Genomic DNA, 16,044 nt, shown 5'->3' on the forward strand with positions numbered 1-16,044 from the left:
TGTAGCGCCCGGCGGCTAGTCCCGATGAGCTCGGCCATCTTGAATTCTGGAATCTTGTCCAGGTGATAGGTGAGTACCGATGACTCAGCAGACTCCTCAATGTGGGCATAGATTTCACCATGCTGCGCGGACGGGTGTTTCTGAGTGTGGAAGTGTTGGAATGTACGCTCGATCATGGGTGGACTCCTTCAGCTTGCTGCCCAAGGAGTGCCGCGTGTTTCCAGGCTCTGCGCTTCCATGCTGCGAAGCCTGCCCGGTACGCGTAATGCTCACGGGCGAACGAGTCGGATGTCTTCGCACCTGGTGCGGTGATGTACGTGCCTCGCTGGGCGCAGTTCTGCAGGTCTTCGGGGACTGGGAACTCTTTCTCGAACTCAGCGCGCTCATCGATCTGCATCACGTCGACGGCTTTTTGTGATGGGCTGTCAGGGTGCGTATACCCCACAGCAGGCTGCGCGGGCGGGCGATTCTGAGCGATTAGCGTTGCATTGGGTGTGGCTGCCTCGCGCAGCTTTTCGTGGGGTATAAGCGCCTCGGTGGTGCTGCTGGAAGGAGCAATAATGCCTGCTGCTTCGCAGCAGAGACTGTTTGTTTCTAGTGTGTTGACGCTGGCTTCTTCGCAGAGCAAAGCGGTCGTGGATTGGTTGGTGTGCTGGTCCTTTTGCATGCCGCTTTCCTCCGAGGTTCGAGTGCGCGTTGGTTCATCTGCCGCCAATGGGGCGTTAGCCGGGTTGTGGTGGATGCTGGATTGAATGCTGATCTGGCTCATGCAGCGTTCTCCTGATCTGCAGGCTCCAGCAGGGCTGCGATGGCGAGCGCCTGGTCGCGAAGGGCGAGGCTTTCACGTTCGAGTTTTTTGCCGGTGCGGAAGGCGGCGAACGTCTCGGCCGCAATCCGCAATTTTTCAGCAATCTCCATCAGCGTGATTCGTGCAGGCTCTCCAAGTTTCGAAGCCTCTAAGGCGCGCTTGTAAAAGTCGTAGAGTTGCTCGTGTTGGTCGTGAGCCTGCTTCAAGGAAAGCGTCAGGTTGCGGATCTCTTCCGATTTGTCGGCGCTTTGAACCGCTATGCCTTCGCTGAAGCCTTCTGAGTAGCCCACGGTGCGACCATTGCTGACGCCGCATCGGAAGGCGATCCAGTAGATGGCGCCCGTCAAGAAGACGATCGCTATCAGCGCGTAGATCTGAACTGTAGTCATCTGGTGTGCTCCTGGTGATGTCTTTGGCTGGTGGTGGCAGCCGTTCGGTTTTGCGGGGGGTCACTCGTTGGTGTCATCCTGCTGTCGCTGCATGTCTTCGTCGGCCTTGTAGGCGCGGATGTCGATTAGTGAGGCGACGTGCCGGATGTGTGCGTACTTCGGTGCCTTGCGGCTGGTGTCCAGCGTGGTGATGGGGAGCTGGATGCGGCCGCTGCTGATCTCGGCGACGAAGGACTGCTCGTTGAGGTTGCGGAAGTACTGCTCGCGCACTTTGTCGAGCGGGATCAGGACGTCGCCGAAGATGCGGTAAAGCAATTCGACGGTGGCTGATTCCGGCGCCGGGTGCAGGCGGAGCGGGTTCTGTGCTGTGTTACTCATGGCTCTGTTGGGCCTCCTTGCGTTTTGTTCTGGCCGGGTGGTTCCAGGCGTTCAGGCAATGCATTCTGGTCAGCTCGCGCAGATGTTCGGGCACTTCGAGGAGCGCGGCGTTGCGCTCCTCTCGTGTCCGCATGGCGATGATCTGGCGGGCGTATTCCCTAGGCCACGTCACGGCTGTCTGCCGGAATGGCGGGTAGGTCGATTCCCAACTGTTCAGCCAGCCAACGGATACCGGGCTGCTTGATCCGGGTCGATTGGCTGTACTGCATGCCGAGCTGATCGTGGTACCACTGGCCGTCCTTGATCCGCAGGTAGTCGCGGTCACGGTTGGGGTAGGCCGGCAGGTTTCGCTCGTTGAGCAGGCCTTTTTCCCGCATGCGTCCGATCAGCTTGGGCCGGGTCAGGCCGAGGTGGGTTGCGGCTTGGGAGAGGGTGCGTTCCATGGTGTGCCCCTCATGCCGCGTGCGCAGCTGGAGTTGCCGCTGCAGCAAGGTGGTTAATGGATTCGCTGACCTTGCCGTAGATCTCGACATCGCTGCCGTACACGGTGAAGCATCGGGTGTGCGGGCTTTTGTTACCGATGCTCAGGATGGTGGTGACACCTGATCGAGACTGAGTGCGGTGCAGCGCGACAATTAGCGGGTAGTCGAAACCCATGTCGAGGTTCAGCACGCCGCCGGTGCGCACCAGCTCGAACACCCGCTGCTTGTCCGATACCTCAAAGCGGCCGTATTCGCGGCTGGCGTGGGGGCGATGCAGCAGGTCGCTGGTATTGCTCGCGTTAAACGGGCCGTTTGCGATCTCTTCGATGAAGTCGGCCAGCTTGAGATGCATCTTCTTTTCGTTCGGCAGGGTCAGCGTGTGGCGTTCTCTGCCGAGCTCCACGACGAAGGTGCTTTCCGAGATGCCACGTTCAACCTTGAGGCGAAACGCCAGGCACTCGCGCCTAGGCGCAGTCCGCAGGACGTGGTTGAAGGTCTCGGTCAGGTTTACCTGGGCGTTGAGCAACTGCAGGGTGCGGTTGTCGATCTTGAACTTGATCATGCTGCGTTCCCTCCGCCGTTCGGGTCGAATGGGGCGGGAGTGGTGCGTGCTTTCAGCTTCGGTTTGGTGGTGACAAACGCGCAGCCGCACTCTCGGGCAAGGCGGCGAATCTCAAAGATTTGGAAGGGGTTAGCAGCGGCCGGGTGGACGTGCAGGGTTGCTGTGGTGTGCATAGTGTTGCTTCGCTCTGTGGTGGAAGAGTGAGCTGAATATCAACCGTCACTCACAGAATGTCAACTGTTGGTTGATATATTTGGTGAGGGTTTTGCGTCGCATGGCATTGGGCTACTATTTAGGGCAAAACGTAAATGCTGATTACTCTGAGTACAGAATGGAGTTCTAAATGGATTTTCCCGGTGAAAAGTTAGTTGTAAGACTGTGGGACACCCTAGCAGTCAACGGGATAAGCACTTTGCTAGAACCTTGGAAAATAAAAAGAGAAGGCGTCGCTCGCGCTGAGTTGAGACGCTTAGAAATGTTGTCTCTAGCACAATCGGAAATTGATGCGGAATCTATAAAGTCTGGACAGAAAAAATTTGAAGATTTTTCCCCCACTTTAAGAATTGGTAACTCTTTCTCTGGTGAGACGTCGTCTCATAGAGTTGAACCAACATTGAATATTGCTAGCATCATAGATGAAACCTGTCGTCAAGTTGCTGGTGATAATGTGATGCGAAACATAAATATCTCAAAGGCGGTTATTTATGCAGAGGAGAGCTTAAATAGGAGCTCTAGTAAAGTCTCTGGAAAAGATATAGAAAAAGATTGGATGTATCGTTGGAAAAATTTGGTCGGCGAAGTTTCCTCAGAAGAAATGCATCGATTGTGGGGAAGGTTACTAGCGGAAGAAATTGAGCAGCCTGGTACCTTTTCCATGAGATGTTTAGATTTTATAAAAAATCTTTCTCAACATGAGGCGAAACTCGTCGAACTCATTTCCACTGTCTCATTCAATGATATTGTCTGGGGAGACTTAGATGTACTTGAGGCGAGTGGGGTTACTTTCGATCAATTGATGGAGTTGCAGGATCTAGGGATATTGTCCGGAGTAGAAGCTGAGGATTTAAGTACTACATTTGGTTCCGTTGATAAATCTGATAAGCCATATCGAACTTTTTTTGTTATAAGTAATGAAAAAGCGTTGGTGGTGAAGGCCGCCAGTAATGAGAGCGAGTTAGTTGTGACATCGTTCATGGTCACTAGGCTTGGACAACAGCTTTTGACCTTGAGTGGAGCGGAAGCGAACCTTGAGTACTATCATCTGCTGGCAAAAGATATAGTAAAACAGGGTTATGCAGTTTATATGGCTGATTATGTTGCTGATGAAAATGAATCTTATGCTTTCACCAATTACGTGAGGCTTTGAAGCTGGGTTTGTATTGCCCGTCACTCGGGTATGAATGATCCAACAACTTTGCCGCAGATATGTGTTTCTTCCGTTATATCAATGATTGGGTATTGCGGATTTATCGGCCTTAAAAACTGACGGCCCGCATCTTCAACCAAAATTTTGAATGTTGCTTCGTTGGTTCGTGGCACCCTGGCGATGACACGATCGCCGGTTTTGGTCTCTGCTTCCGGATCAACAAAAATAATACAACCGGTGGGATAACTGCGGCCCGGGCCTGGGTTGGTCATTGAATCACCAAGAACTTTCAACGCGTAGCCATGATTGCTAATGCTAACTGGGCAAGAAAGCCAAGAGTCTGCTTCATAGGCCTCAAAGTTTGAGATCGCTTCACACCAGGCGCCAGCTTGCACCCAAGATATTAATGGTACTTTTCCAAAGTGCTGATCAATCTCGCTAACGTTACTCTCACTCCATGATGTCAGATGACGAACATTGCTTTCGCCTGTCTGCTCTTTCGGTAGCACGCCATACTCCAGCCATTCCCGCCTTACCTTCAGCCATGAGCAAAGCGCAGACATGCTATCTGCCTCGGCCATGGATTCGCCGTTAAGCCACTTGCTTATGGCCTGAGTGGTTTTGTTAAGCCCCATGCTTTTCAACTGTCGATGGATATCTACTCCACGACCTCGGCTGCGTACGCCGGCGTCGTTAAGGGCTTCGTGTAGGCGCTCGCTGAAAGCTGCGCGGAGTGTATTTTTATCAACCATGAGTTGAGAGTCTCATAAAGGTTGCGCAATAGTCAGTTGATCTATAACATCAACCACAAGTTGATAAATGGAGGTTGTCATGCTGGACCCCGCAGATTTTCCGAGCGCGATTGCATTTGCGTTTGAAGCCGTAGGCGGCATCGGGGCCGCCGCGAAGATATGCAATAGAAGCTATCAGGCATTGAACAAATGGCGTCAGGCCGCATGCCTGCCGCGAACGGATTACACAGGTGAAACCAAATACGCCGAGCTGCTGGCTACCGCTGCAAAGCAGAAAGGCAACGCCTTCCAAGCAGCTTGGCTGCTGAACGCTTCGGCCCCTCACAAAGCTGCAGCGTAGCAAGAAAAAAGGCGACCAAAAGGTCGCCCAGTTCCTCCCGGCACGCACCACCACAGCGCTGTCGGGTCGCGATAAAGAAAGGCGGGCACACCACATGCAACCACCTTTCTTTATCGCGCTTTTCCAAGGCTCGGAAGCCTTGGTGTTGCTGCCTCTTCCACCACAGATTTGGCAGCTGTTGCGCCAGGGGTGAGCAACGGATTGCTCGCCCCGGCACGGTGCCGGTGTCGATCCCGAAGATCTAGCCGGCGTTTGGGCCCTTTCAAGCCACGCGGCAAATGTATCACCACTGCATGTCGCGCGGCACTGGCAACTTACAAGGATTAATGCCATGAGCCGTATCGCTCTGAGTTCTGTTGAGCGGGCGCAGCGGGAAGTTTTGCCGCTCGATCTCGCGCTTTATCATGCTGCCCGGGACTACCCCGGCGGAGCCGCAGCCATCGCCGCCACCACCGGCCGGAATGCGACCACGCTGCAGCACAAGCTGTCCCCAACCCATCCCAGCCACACGGTGAACATTCAAGAGTTCGGCGAGATCCTGGAGCTGACCAAGGATCGTCGCATTCTGGATGCGGTGCATGCGTTGGTCGGTGACACGACTTGGCAGGAACTGGCTGAGGCGTACACCAACGACATGCCTGAAACGTTGACCACTGGAATTGCCGAGTACTTCCGGCAGGTGGCGGATCTGGCGGATACCTGGGCCAAGAGCATTGGCGATGGGGTGGTTTCCGATGAGGAACTGGCCGCGATTCGCCTGCAGGTGTTTCGTGGAATTCAGGGGCTGTTGGGGTTGTTCAACCGCGCCACGTATGTCAACCAGACGACGCGAGGTGTTGATCGTGGCTGACATTGCTGACTTCGCTAATGACCTGGTGCAGGAGCGTGTTGATCAAGCGCTGGCTGCACGTCTTCTCGCCGCCAAGCCTGCTTTGGCGGCGCATTCGTTTCTCTTTTGCGAAACGTGCGATGACCCTATCCCGGAAGCTCGCCGTTTGGCGCAGCCCGGCTGTACGCAGTGCGTGGGATGCCTTGCCATTGAGGAAATGATGGAGGCTCGTCATGCTCGATGAGGTGTTGGGGCAATTCGCTGATTACGGCCTTGAGCCTGCGCAGCCGCTGGTGTTCGGCAAGTTGACCCGGTGTAAGACTTCGCAGGACAAGGGCAAGGAAAAGAACGGCTGGTATGTTGTTCATGAGCAACGCACCGAGAAAGGCGAAACGCTGATCTTCGGTGCGTTTGGTGACTGGCGTTCGGGCGAGTCTCAGAAGATTAAGGTCAAGGCCGGGCGGATGTCGCCTGAAGAGCGCGAGGTTATGCGCGCTCGGCAGGAAGAGGCCAAACGCCGCGCGGCAGAGATCTCGGCCAACGCGGCACGTCGTGCAGCGAAACGCGCTGCCGGCATGTTCAAGCGTATGCCGGAGAAGGGCCGTAGCGACTACCTGGATCGTAAGCAGATTGTGGGGTTCGGCGTTCGGTATGCGCCGCGTACCGGCGCGTTTCTAGTGCCGATGAGCAATGTGCGCGACGAGATCGTCGGCTTGCAGGTGGTGTTCCCAACCATTCAAGAAGACACCGGGCGGGATAAATCCTTCTGGCCCTACGGCATGTCGAAGGAGGGCGCGTTTCACCTGATCGGGCCGCATCCAGATCCGGGCGAGCCGGTGCTGGTGTGTGAGGGATACGCTACCGGCGCAAGCCTGCACATGGCCACGTCACTGACTGTGGCCATTGCGTTTGATGCCGGCAACCTGTTGGTGGTTTGCAAGGCTATGCGCGAGCGGTTTGCCGGCTGCCCGCTGATCATCTGCCGCGACGATGATTGGAAGACCACTAAGCCCAATGGCGATGCCTGGAACCCCGGTGAAGAGAAGGCCAATAACGCGGCGCTGATCGTCGGTGGCCAAGTGGTTGCGCCGATCTTTTCCAGTGAGCGGGGAGCCAAGTGGACCGACTTCAACGACCTGCATGTCGCGGAAGGTTTGGAGGCTGTGCGCCGTCAGGTGTTGGCGGTGGTCAAGCCGCCGGCTGCTGGTGGCTGGAAGGACATGCTGGCCCGCAGTGAAAGCGGCGCGCTGATTGCGCACATGCAGAACGTTGAGCTGATTCTGGCCAACGATGAGCGTTGGGCCGGGGTCATCAGTTACAGCGCTTTCAGCTCGAAGATCGTGAAATTGCGCGCTGCCCCGTATGGCGGCGGCACGGGCGATTGGGCGGATATTGATGATGTGCGGGTGATGAAGTGGCTCGCGCAGCAGTACAACTTGCGGGTCAAGGCTTCGCATGTGATTGAGGCGGTGAGCGTGGTTGCGCATGACCATGCATTTCATCCAGTGCGCCAGTACCTGCGCAAGCTGCAGTGGGATCAGGTGCCCCGGCTTGAAAGTTGGCTTACCGATGTCATGGGCGTTAAGGCCACCGATTACACGAGCAAGGTCGGCAAACGCTGGATGTTGTCGGCGGTGGCTCGGGTGATGAAGCCAGGTTGCAAGGCTGACTCGGTGATGATTCTTGAGGGCGCGCAGGGCGCCGGTAAGTCCACCGCGATGAGCATTCTCGGCGGTGAGTGGTTTATGGACACGCCGTTCGCTTTGGGTGACAAGGACGGCTTTCAGGCGATTCGGGGCAAGTGGATCGTCGAGCTGGGCGAGCTGGACAGCTTCAACAAGGCTGAGAGTACGAAGGCCAAGCAGTTCTTTTCGGCGTCCACTGACACTTATCGCGAGAGCTACGGCCGCAGAACGATGGACGTGCCACGCCAGTGTGTTTTCGTGGGTACAACCAACCAGGACGAGTACCTGAAAGATGCCACCGGCAACCGGCGTTACTGGCCGGTTGCGTGTACCAAGGTGGATCTGGAGCTGTTGCGCTCCATGCGCGATCAGCTGTGGGCCGAGGCGGTGTTCTGCTACGACGCGGGCGACCTCTGGTGGGTGACGCTCGATGAGGCTGCAATGTTCGGCGAAGAGCAGGACGAGCGTTTTGTTGTGGATGAATGGGAAGGGCCGATTCTGACCTGGCTGGAAGAGTCGCAGATCGGTGAGACCACCACCGGGAGCGAGGTGCTGGCCAATGCGCTTAAGTTGGACTTTGGACATTGGGGCAAACCTGAGCAGATGCGCGTCGGCGCGATCATGCATCGATTGGGTTGGCGGCGTGTGCGGTTGCCTGCATTGGTGAAGAGTGGACAGCGGCCATGGGCTTACAAGAAGCCGGCAGGGTGGGGCGGTGCTTCGGCGTTGCAGCAGGTTCAGTTTGAGGAGCCTTGCTTTGATTAAGGAGATCGATTCGCTGCTGAGGTTGTGGGCTGAGGAGCTGCATTCAGAACATTCGAAGGGGGGGCTCGCTGGGGGGAACATGGTTGCCATGATGATGGAGAGTAACGGGCAACTGATTCGGGGGCGACGTGCCTTCCGTGCGCCGATGGAAAGCTCGTTGGATATTGAACTGATCGTGAACAAGCATCTCGCGCCGGAGCTGGTGACGGTGGTGCGGGAACATTACTGCATGGTCGATGTGGATATGCGCTTGCGGTATGCCCACTGCGGTTGTGGCCGCGACACCTATTACCAACGCTTGCATGACGCGCATCTGCAGATCTTCGGCGTGATGATGGGGCAGGCTGCGTGACCCCAGGCATTGCTCCGGTTGTGGTTGTCCCACTGGCCCGTCTTGTCTCGCTGCGTTTTGATGCAGTGGGACAGGTGGGGGCCTTGTCGTTGTTGGGTTGTCCCACCGTCCCGCCTAGTAGTGCCTTCCGCCCGTGTGAGCATAGCGGGCGAGCACTACGCGCTTACGCGCGAACGCGTGTTCTTTAAAATTCTTCCTTTACACGAGAAAGAAGAAAGATAAGTAGGACAGTGGGGCGAAGCCCCGAATTCAGGCACTCTCAGACGTCCCACTTCGATTCTGAAAAGTGGGACGTATGGGACACCACCGCAACAACAGAATGCCGGGGAGGTGTATTCACCGACATTCGCTAGGCGTTCACCCTGCGTTACCCACTTATTCACCGGGTGGCATTAAAACAGGGTTGCCGCCACCGGAATCGACCTGTAAAAAGTAGTCATCTTCGATAGGTGCGACCGCAGAGAGCGGCAGGCACCACACCACCAAACCCGGCCATCGCGCCGGGTTTTTGCGTTTAGGCTTTCGCCACGGGCAGGCCTTTCTTCTTGTCCTCTAACTGAAAAATAACGAACAGGGCTAGGGACGTAGCGGAAAATACTGTGAGGCTCATCAAATTCATCAGCAGCATAAAAACGTCGAATCGCGTCATCGGTTCAGAGCTGGTTACAAATGCCGCAACTTTCCCTACCCCGGTAGCAACGAGCACGGCACATGAAACGTAGACCCAACCGCGATAAGCCTTTTTTCTGAGCTTGGCTATGAAGCTCCAAAACCTCTGCTTGTGCTCAACTGTTGCTTGCGACCAAGCCAAGATAAAAGCAGGTATGGCAACTGCCCCTACAACTAAGCCTGTAACACCGATTACAAGGCTCACCAATTCTAAACCGGTCATGAATACCTCCAAAAAATGCCCTGTTTGAGTAACTCATCACCAGTGTCACATCGATAATGAATCGGGAAATCATATGACAAGCGAGCAGCAAGCACTGGCAGAAATGCCAATTTGGTTAGTGATCGTCCTGGCCCTGGTCGGCGGCGTATCGGGTGAGATGTGGCGGGCCGATAAGGATGGGGCGCGAGGCTGGGCATTGCTGCGCCGGCTTGCACTTCGGTCTGGCGCCTGCATTGTCTGCGGGGTGTCGGCGATGATGTTGATGATCGCAGCCGGTATGACGATCTGGACTGCGGGCGCCTTGGGATGCCTCACGGCAATGGCCGGCGCGGATGTGGCCATTGGGTTGTACGAACGATGGGCCGCCAAGCGACTGGGCGTTTCCGAGTCGGCATCAACCGACCGAACCTAGGTGCGGGGTCGGCCGGGGGGCAGTTTTTCCGGGTCCTCCCCGAGGGCCGCCCCCTACACGGGTTACGGAACTCGCGGGATCTCTGCAGCTGAGAATTTCACAGGGATGTCCGTCTTTTCAAAGGGTTAGACATGGGAAAGACAGTCAGCAAGGCCGACTTGAGCGAGATCGTCGGTCGCGATGAACGCACTCTGACCCGATGGCAGAACGACGGCATGCCAGTGACCGAGTTCGGCCTCGGTCGGGGCAACGAAAACCAATACGACACCGAAGCCGTGATTCAGTGGCTGATGCACCAAGCCGCACTCAACGGCAAAAAAGAATCTTCCCGCGACCGACTTGATCGGATCCGCGCTGACCGCGAAGAACTCGCTATGGCAAAGGATCTTGGCGAGGTGGTCATCGCTGCCGATCTGATTGAGCGCTTCGAAGCAATGATCACCGCTGCAAAAGTGGAGCTGCTCAACTCTTTCCCCGACGTGCTGGCCGCCGAACTTTCGGCGCGATACGACGTGGAAGTCGACGAGCAACTGATTCGCGACCCCATTGAAGCCATCCTGAGGAGGCTTTCTGACTATGACAAGGATGATGCCGCGTCAGATGGATATTCTGACGAACCGGACGATACGGAGGGCCTTGAGGAAGACGGCGACTAAAGCGCTGCGCGGCGCTTGCCGCAAGTGGGCGCCGCCGCCTCGCATGAGCATTATCGAGTGGGCGGACAAGTACCGCTGGCTCGCACCAGAAGAGGCAGCGCGCCCCGGCAAATATCGCTTTGACGTTACTCCTCACCTGATCTGGCCCGGCGGTCCATTGGAAGCGCTGGATGATCCCGCTGTCAGTGAGATCGTCGGACGCAAGTCGGCGCAGGTGGCATGGACGTCAGGTGTTCTGGGTAACGCCCTGGGCAAGTGGATCGACATTGATCCGTCACCGATTCTGGTTCTGTTTCCCAAGGCCGAAGCGGCCAAGCAGTACGTTGGTGAAAAGCTCGAGCCGATGATCGAAGCCACGCCGCGCCTGCGCAAGAAAGTCGACCTGCGAAGCCGCAAGCTACAGCAGCGACAGGACTTCAAGCGCTTCCCTGGCGGCTTCCTGAAAATGGTGGGTTCCAACAGCCCGGCCAGCGTGAAGTCTACGCCGGTGCCGCGAGTTGCCATTGAAGAGCCGGACGACTGCAACCTGAACCTGCGAGGCCAGGGCGACAGTATCAAGCTCGCCAAGGAACGACTGAAAACGTTCCGCCGCTCGAAGATCATCATCGGCGGTACACCGACCATCAAGGGCTTGTCCGCTATCGATGCGGAGCTGGAACTGTCGGACAAGCGCGTCGGCCTGGTGCCGTGTCAAGAATGCGGCCAAGAACACGCGTTGAGCTTCGACAACCTGCACTGCGACGAGGATCCGGAATACCTGCATGAGGTATACGGCAAGAAGCGGCCGGAGAAAACTTTCTACTCTTGCCCGCACTGCGGTGGAATCTGGGATGACAACCAGAAGAACGCCAACCTCAAGCACGGGCGCTGGTCGGCTACAGCAGAATTTCGGGGGATCGCCGGTTACATCCTCAACGAGCTGTACGCGACGTTTTGGGGATCGCGTTTCCAGGTGTTGATGGAGAAAAAGCTCCAGGCCGAACACGCGGCTTCACAAGGCAACATCGGACCGATGATCGCTTTCGTCAACAGCTCCAAGGGCGAAAGCTACGAGTATCAGAGCGATGCACCGAAGACCGATGAGCTGGAAAAGCGTGCGGAGCCTTATGCGGAGCTGACAGCGCCGAAAGGTGTCCTGCTGATCACCGTTGGCGTTGACGTCCAAGGCGACCGCCTTGCTCTCACAATCATCGGTTGGGGACGAGGCGAAGAGTCGTGGCGCTTGTACTGGGGTGAGCTTCACGGCAACCCCATCGACCCGCATGACGCCGTTTGGCAAGAACTGGATCGGGTTATTTCCCAACCCATACCGGTCGAAAGCGGTGCGCAACTGGCGGTATCGGCGGTCAGCATCGATAGCTCTGACGGCAATACCAGTGACGCGGTGTATGCCTACGTGCGGGATCGTCAACGCTACAACGTGATGGCGATCAAAGGCGCCTCTATCGACAGTCGCGACAAGGAGATCTTTACCAAGCCTCCGCAGTCGGTGGATACCTCACAGGACAACACCAAGGCTGCGAAATACGGCCTGCGCGTCCACATCGTTGGCACGCACAAAGCGAAGACGCTCATTGATGGACGGCTGCGCCTCAAAGGTGCCGGACCGGGGCGCATGCATTGGTACAGCGAGATCCGCTCGGACTACTACGAACAACTCACCAACGAAGTCTTGGCACCGCACCCGCGTAACCCCAGCAAAATGGTGTGGCAAAAGAAAGCCGGCCGTCGCAACGAAGCGCTGGATTGCGAGGTGTATGCCTTGCACGCCGCTCGCAGCCTGAAAACTCACCTGTTACGCGATCACGAATGGGACCAGTTGGAGCAGCAGTTGCTGCAGCCAACCCTGTTCAGTACCGAACAACCGGTCGCACCGGTACCGCGCCGAGCTGTCGCTCGTGGGCGGGGCACCCGCAGTCGCGCGGGCTATTAAGGAAACACATATGACAGACGCACAACAGCGCCTCGCGGAAGTCCGGGCGGCGATCTCTGACGTCCTGAAAAAAGGCCAGCGCTTGCGCCGTGCGGATCGCGAGCTTTATCGCGCTGAGCTGAACAGCTTGCGTCTTCTGGAGCAGCAGTACGCCAGAGAGGTCGCGTTGGAACAGGCTCAACAACAGGGACGTGGCCGCAACCGTGTCTCCTACATGAAGATCTGACTATGGGATTTTTTCGAAAAGACCCGGCCGAGCTGCTGATGCGCGAGGCCCTCAAACTCGCCAAGTCGGCAAACGAGTCCAGGCCTATCGTCGCCCAAGGGGGCGGGGGCGGTGTTGAGACGCGTTGGCGCGGGGCTTCTCGCGTATTGCGCAGCATGGCCAGCTGGATTCCCGGTCTCGGCAGTCCGCGTCGAGATCTCGACCAAAACGAGCGTCGAATGCTGGTTGCTCGCTCGCGAGACGCCATGCGCAATCACTTGATAGCCCGTGCGGCGATCACCCGCTTGCGCACCAATGTTGTAGGCACCGGGCTGGTTTGCCGGTCACAGATCGATCATGACGCATTAGGTATCGACGAGACGCAGGCTGAGAAAATCAACAATCAGCTTGATCGCTTGTGGTCGCTGTACGCCGATGATCCACGCGAATGCGACGCCGAGGCGACACTCAACCACTACCAGTTACAAGCACTGGTATTGATCTCGTCCATGGTGGGTGGTGACGTGCTGATTGCCAGTCCTGACGATGAGCGCCCGGGCTGCATCTTCAGCACGCGCTTGCAGTTGATCGAATCGGACCGGGTCTGCAATCCAGCCGGGCAACTGGACAGTGCAAACCTCGTGGACGGTGTCGAGTTCGACCGGCTGGGGGCGCCGCTGGCGTATCACGTCTGCACCGGATACCCCAACGAATACACCGCCGGCCAAGCGCTGAAATGGGAGCGTCTGCCAGCCTTTGGCGAGGCAACGGGCCGGCGCCGCGTCATGCACGTTATGGCCGACAAGGAGCGTCCGGGACAGAAGCGCGGAGCGCCTTACCTGGCTCCGGTGCTTGAACCGCTGCAGAAGCTGGAGCGCTACAGCAGCGCCGAGCTGATGGCGGCGGTGATCTCCGCAATGTTCACGGTGTTCATCAAAAAGACCAACGACTTTCAAGTCGGGAATCTCCCGCTGACCGCATTAGCTAACGAAGGTGAAGGCGCTGGAGGTGATACCACAGCAGATGGCGAACTGGCGCTGGGCGAGGGGGCGATTGTTGACCTGGGCCAAGGTGAGGAACCGGTAATCGCCAATCCTGCGCGGCCTAATGCGCAATTCGATCCGTTCTTTACGGCAGTGGTGAAGGAAATCGGCGCCGCTTTAGAGCAACCGATGGAAGAGCTGTTGCTGCACTACAGCAGCAGCTACAGCGCAGCCCGTGCGGCGATGTTGCAGGCGTGGCGCTTTTACAGCCTGCGACGCTGGTGGTTGATCTGTGACTTTTGCCAGCCCAGTCGTGAATTGCTGATCGATGAGGCAGTGGCCCGTGGACTGATCAATTTGCCGGGTTATGCGGATCCGGCGAAACGCAAAGCCTACTGCCAGGCCATCTGGATCGGCCCCGCGCGGGGCGCCATTGATGAGCTGAAGGAAGCCAACGCTGCCGGTAAGCGCATCGAGATTGGTGTCAGCAACGAAACACTGGAAACCGCCGCAATGACCGGCGAGCCGTGGCAGCAGGTGTATCGGCAGCGCGTGCGCGAAGTCACCCAGCGGCGCAACGATGGCCTGCACGTTTTACCCAAAGGGCGGGAGCAGGAAACACCGCCGTCCGCCAACCCCAACGAGGAATAACCATGCCCCGCGCATTCGAGCTGGCTGCATCGCAGCCGTGGCTGATGCTGCCCGGCGCCCTGGATAACTTGCTGACCATTGCAGACCGCATGGGCGATCCGGCGGCGCTGGAAACACGCACTGGCATGCGACTGGATAACAGCCGCACTGTCAGCGTACGCAATGGTGTGGCGATCATCCCGGTAGTCGGTCCGGTGTTTCGCTATGCCAACCTTTTCACCGAGATCAGCGGTGCGACCAGCACTCAGTTGCTGGCCACCGACCTGCAGGCCGCGCTCGATGATCCCAAGATCAGCGCGATCATCCTCAACATCGATAGCCCAGGCGGCGTTGCCGCCGGCATCAACGAACTGGCTGACCAGGTCCATGCGGCCCGTGACCGTAAACGCATCGTTGCCTACATCGGCGGCACTGGTGCAAGCGCGGCCTATTGGATTGCGTCAGCTGCCAGCGAAATCGTCATCGACGAAACGGCGCTCGCCGGGAGTATCGGTGTAGTCGTTGAAGCTGTGGTCGGCGGCGAGGAAGGCAACGGCCGTAAGCGCTATCAGATCGTCAGCCGCAATGCCCCGAACAAGCGTGTAGATCTCTCTACCGAAGAAGGGCGAGCCAAGGTCGGCGAAACGGTCGACGCCATGGGTGATGTGTTCGTCGCCAAGGTGGCCCGCAACCTGGGCGTGGAGCCGGAGCGTGTCCCAGCGATGGGCGACTTCGGCGGCCTGCGCGTTGGCGCCGCGGCTGTCGAGTCCGGCTTGGCCCACCGTCTGGGGTCGCTTGAAACATTGATTACCGAACTGGCCAAACCGGCCGCCACTCAACCGAGGAAATACAACATGACCACCGTCAGCAGCACGGCGGAGTTGCGTGAGGCGCTGGCCGCCGGCACGGATCCGCAAACCATCGAAATCGCTCAGGCCAATCAGCCGGATCTCGAAAGTATCCGCACCCAAAGTCGCGAGGAAGGCGCTACTGCAGAGCGGCAACGCATCACCGGCATCAATGCAATGGCCAGCAAGGGTTTCGAAACTGAAATCGCCGCTGCCATCGAAGCAGGCTCCACGGTTGAAGCTACAGCGCTACAGCTGTTCAAGGCTGCGCAGGATCGCGGCATTTCCCTTAACGCCATCAAGGCCGACGCCACCGGTGCATCGACGTCCACTCCTGCGGGCGATGCCGCTCAGGGTGAGCGCAAGGCCGTCGTGAACGCCATCGTCGAGGGCGCCTCGCGCCGCTGATTGGAGAATTTCATGAGCAACCCAGAACGCCAAACCTATGTCCCGGACCAACTGTCCGCCGGTGCCTTCCCGGTGATGATCGACACCGCCGTGATCGCTTCCGGCCAGAAGCTCAGTCGAGGCGCCGTCCTTGGGCAAGTAACGGCCAGTGGTGAATATGTGCTGTGCAAGGCCGCAGCGACCGATGGCTCCGAAGCTCCTGCGGCTGTACTGGATCAGTCCACTGATACGACCTCAGGCGCGCAGGTAGCGCCCATCCGCCTGACCGGTGAAGTGCTGGCCAGTCAACTCACTCTCGGCGAGGGCTTTACTTTGGCGCAGGCAAAAGCTGCGCTGCGTCCCCTGTGCCTGTTCGTTCGTTAATTCGGA

20 protein-coding genes are annotated in these 16,044 nt (G+C 57.6%); 13 read left to right on the forward strand and 7 right to left on the reverse strand.

The annotated features are described in order from the left end of the window. Positions 1–172: 172 nt before the first annotated feature. The 5 genes from CCX46_RS30820 to CCX46_RS09035 form a co-directional block, all read right to left on the reverse strand. Positions 173–769: a hypothetical protein gene (locus CCX46_RS30820; RefSeq protein ID WP_238704388.1), complete on the reverse strand. Its 597-nt coding sequence runs from the start codon at positions 767–769 to the stop codon at positions 173–175. Beyond that, on the reverse strand, positions 766–1,197 hold the full coding sequence (locus CCX46_RS09020) for a hypothetical protein (protein ID WP_127926414.1): 432 nt from the start codon (positions 1,195–1,197) through the stop codon (positions 766–768). Before CCX46_RS09020 ends, CCX46_RS30820 begins: the two co-directional genes overlap by 4 nt. Positions 1,198–1,257: 60 nt before the next feature. Then, entirely contained in the window at positions 1,258–1,575 is a 318-nt protein-coding gene (locus tag CCX46_RS09025) for a pyocin activator PrtN family protein (protein ID WP_083366740.1), read from the reverse strand. Positions 1,576–1,733: 158 nt separating this feature from the next. Further along, positions 1,734–2,018, reverse strand: coding sequence for a phage antirepressor KilAC domain-containing protein (locus CCX46_RS09030; RefSeq protein WP_127926415.1), 285 nt, complete (start codon positions 2,016–2,018; stop codon positions 1,734–1,736). Between the two features lie 10 nt (positions 2,019–2,028). After that, entirely contained in the window at positions 2,029–2,619 is a 591-nt protein-coding gene (locus CCX46_RS09035) for a hypothetical protein (protein ID WP_127926416.1), read from the reverse strand. 343 nt (positions 2,620–2,962) lie between these two features. Here CCX46_RS09035 and CCX46_RS09040 point away from each other — a divergent pair, with 343 nt between their 5' ends. Beyond that, entirely contained in the window at positions 2,963–3,985 is a 1,023-nt protein-coding gene (locus CCX46_RS09040; RefSeq protein ID WP_127926417.1) for a DUF2806 domain-containing protein, read from the forward strand. A 20-nt stretch (positions 3,986–4,005) separates the two neighbouring features. Here CCX46_RS09040 and CCX46_RS09045 read toward each other — a convergent pair whose 3' ends face one another. Then, positions 4,006–4,737, reverse strand: coding sequence for a LexA family protein (locus CCX46_RS09045; protein WP_127926418.1), 732 nt, complete (start codon positions 4,735–4,737; stop codon positions 4,006–4,008). 79 nt (positions 4,738–4,816) lie between these two features. On the opposite strand from CCX46_RS09045, the gene CCX46_RS09050 reads away from it, so the two are divergent. The 5 genes from CCX46_RS09050 to CCX46_RS09070 all read left to right on the forward strand — a co-directional run bounded on the left by CCX46_RS09050 (position 4,817) and on the right by CCX46_RS09070 (position 8,708). Further along, positions 4,817–5,077 (forward strand): hypothetical protein, encoded by a 261-nt coding sequence (locus tag CCX46_RS09050; RefSeq protein WP_127926419.1) that lies wholly within the window; start codon positions 4,817–4,819, stop codon positions 5,075–5,077. 331 nt (positions 5,078–5,408) lie between these two features. Further along, entirely contained in the window at positions 5,409–5,927 is a 519-nt protein-coding gene (locus CCX46_RS09055) for a phage regulatory CII family protein (protein ID WP_083366735.1), read from the forward strand. Then, positions 5,920–6,150: a TraR/DksA C4-type zinc finger protein gene (locus CCX46_RS09060; protein ID WP_127926420.1), complete on the forward strand. Its 231-nt coding sequence runs from the start codon at positions 5,920–5,922 to the stop codon at positions 6,148–6,150. Before CCX46_RS09055 ends, CCX46_RS09060 begins: the two co-directional genes overlap by 8 nt. Further along, positions 6,140–8,356, forward strand: coding sequence for a VapE domain-containing protein (locus CCX46_RS09065; protein ID WP_127926421.1), 2,217 nt, complete (start codon positions 6,140–6,142; stop codon positions 8,354–8,356). The genes CCX46_RS09060 and CCX46_RS09065 overlap by 11 nt, the downstream gene beginning before the upstream one ends. After that, a complete protein-coding gene (locus CCX46_RS09070; RefSeq protein WP_127926422.1) occupies positions 8,349–8,708 on the forward strand; it encodes a PA0613 family protein in 360 nt (119 codons plus the stop codon). Before CCX46_RS09065 ends, CCX46_RS09070 begins: the two co-directional genes overlap by 8 nt. Positions 8,709–9,222: 514 nt before the next feature. On the opposite strand, the gene CCX46_RS09075 is transcribed toward CCX46_RS09070, so the two are convergent. Beyond that, positions 9,223–9,600 (reverse strand): hypothetical protein, encoded by a 378-nt coding sequence (locus CCX46_RS09075; protein WP_127926423.1) that lies wholly within the window; start codon positions 9,598–9,600, stop codon positions 9,223–9,225. A gap of 73 nt (positions 9,601–9,673) precedes the next feature. On the opposite strand from CCX46_RS09075, the gene CCX46_RS09080 reads away from it, so the two are divergent. From CCX46_RS09080 to CCX46_RS09110, 7 genes are all read left to right on the forward strand, one after another. Then, entirely contained in the window at positions 9,674–10,012 is a 339-nt protein-coding gene (locus CCX46_RS09080) for a phage holin family protein (protein ID WP_127926424.1), read from the forward strand. 131 nt (positions 10,013–10,143) lie between these two features. Beyond that, complete coding sequence (locus tag CCX46_RS09085; protein WP_127926425.1) at positions 10,144–10,668, forward strand: terminase small subunit; 525 nt, start codon at positions 10,144–10,146, stop codon at positions 10,666–10,668. Between the two features lie 43 nt (positions 10,669–10,711). After that, positions 10,712–12,601, forward strand: coding sequence for a phage terminase large subunit family protein (locus CCX46_RS09090; protein ID WP_127926426.1), 1,890 nt, complete (start codon positions 10,712–10,714; stop codon positions 12,599–12,601). Between the two features lie 10 nt (positions 12,602–12,611). Next, complete coding sequence (locus tag CCX46_RS09095) at positions 12,612–12,827, forward strand: hypothetical protein (RefSeq protein WP_103305626.1); 216 nt, start codon at positions 12,612–12,614, stop codon at positions 12,825–12,827. 2 nt (positions 12,828–12,829) lie between these two features. Continuing rightward, the gene (locus tag CCX46_RS09100; protein ID WP_127926427.1) at positions 12,830–14,440 is read left to right on the forward strand and encodes a phage portal protein; all 1,611 of its coding nucleotides are present in this window, start codon (positions 12,830–12,832) and stop codon (positions 14,438–14,440) included. Between the two features lie 2 nt (positions 14,441–14,442). Continuing rightward, a complete protein-coding gene (locus tag CCX46_RS09105; RefSeq protein ID WP_127926428.1) occupies positions 14,443–15,675 on the forward strand; it encodes a S49 family peptidase in 1,233 nt (410 codons plus the stop codon). Between the two features lie 12 nt (positions 15,676–15,687). Continuing rightward, the gene (locus CCX46_RS09110; protein ID WP_127926429.1) at positions 15,688–16,038 is read left to right on the forward strand and encodes a head decoration protein; all 351 of its coding nucleotides are present in this window, start codon (positions 15,688–15,690) and stop codon (positions 16,036–16,038) included. Positions 16,039–16,044 lie beyond the last annotated feature (6 nt).

Origin of the sequence: Pseudomonas sp. RU47 (assembly GCF_004011755.1) — a bacterium.
In the GTDB taxonomy this organism is placed as follows: domain Bacteria; phylum Pseudomonadota; class Gammaproteobacteria; order Pseudomonadales; family Pseudomonadaceae; genus Aquipseudomonas.

Excerpts from the sequence above, each read along its gene's own strand:
- CCX46_RS09050 (WP_127926419.1), top strand. The coding sequence starts at position 4,817 with ATGCTGGACCCCGCAGATTTTCCGAGCGCGATTGCATTTGCGTTTGAA.
- CCX46_RS09075 (WP_127926423.1), bottom strand. The coding sequence starts at position 9,600 with ATGACCGGTTTAGAATTGGTGAGCCTTGTAATCGGTGTTACAGGCTTA.
- CCX46_RS09080 (WP_127926424.1), top strand. The coding sequence starts at position 9,674 with ATGACAAGCGAGCAGCAAGCACTGGCAGAAATGCCAATTTGGTTAGTG.
- CCX46_RS09100 (WP_127926427.1), top strand. The coding sequence starts at position 12,830 with ATGGGATTTTTTCGAAAAGACCCGGCCGAGCTGCTGATGCGCGAGGCC.
- CCX46_RS30820 (WP_238704388.1), bottom strand. The coding sequence starts at position 769 with ATGAGCCAGATCAGCATTCAATCCAGCATCCACCACAACCCGGCTAAC.
- CCX46_RS09085 (WP_127926425.1), top strand. The coding sequence starts at position 10,144 with ATGGGAAAGACAGTCAGCAAGGCCGACTTGAGCGAGATCGTCGGTCGC.
- CCX46_RS09035 (WP_127926416.1), bottom strand. The coding sequence starts at position 2,619 with ATGATCAAGTTCAAGATCGACAACCGCACCCTGCAGTTGCTCAACGCC.
- CCX46_RS09045 (WP_127926418.1), bottom strand. The coding sequence starts at position 4,737 with ATGGTTGATAAAAATACACTCCGCGCAGCTTTCAGCGAGCGCCTACAC.
- CCX46_RS09065 (WP_127926421.1), top strand. The coding sequence starts at position 6,140 with ATGCTCGATGAGGTGTTGGGGCAATTCGCTGATTACGGCCTTGAGCCT.
- CCX46_RS09025 (WP_083366740.1), bottom strand. The coding sequence starts at position 1,575 with ATGAGTAACACAGCACAGAACCCGCTCCGCCTGCACCCGGCGCCGGAA.
- CCX46_RS09040 (WP_127926417.1), top strand. The coding sequence starts at position 2,963 with ATGGATTTTCCCGGTGAAAAGTTAGTTGTAAGACTGTGGGACACCCTA.
- CCX46_RS09020 (WP_127926414.1), bottom strand. The coding sequence starts at position 1,197 with ATGACTACAGTTCAGATCTACGCGCTGATAGCGATCGTCTTCTTGACG.
- CCX46_RS09055 (WP_083366735.1), top strand. The coding sequence starts at position 5,409 with ATGAGCCGTATCGCTCTGAGTTCTGTTGAGCGGGCGCAGCGGGAAGTT.
- CCX46_RS09090 (WP_127926426.1), top strand. The coding sequence starts at position 10,712 with ATGAGCATTATCGAGTGGGCGGACAAGTACCGCTGGCTCGCACCAGAA.
- CCX46_RS09030 (WP_127926415.1), bottom strand. The coding sequence starts at position 2,018 with ATGGAACGCACCCTCTCCCAAGCCGCAACCCACCTCGGCCTGACCCGG.
- CCX46_RS09110 (WP_127926429.1), top strand. The coding sequence starts at position 15,688 with ATGAGCAACCCAGAACGCCAAACCTATGTCCCGGACCAACTGTCCGCC.
- CCX46_RS09095 (WP_103305626.1), top strand. The coding sequence starts at position 12,612 with ATGACAGACGCACAACAGCGCCTCGCGGAAGTCCGGGCGGCGATCTCT.
- CCX46_RS09105 (WP_127926428.1), top strand. The coding sequence starts at position 14,443 with ATGCCCCGCGCATTCGAGCTGGCTGCATCGCAGCCGTGGCTGATGCTG.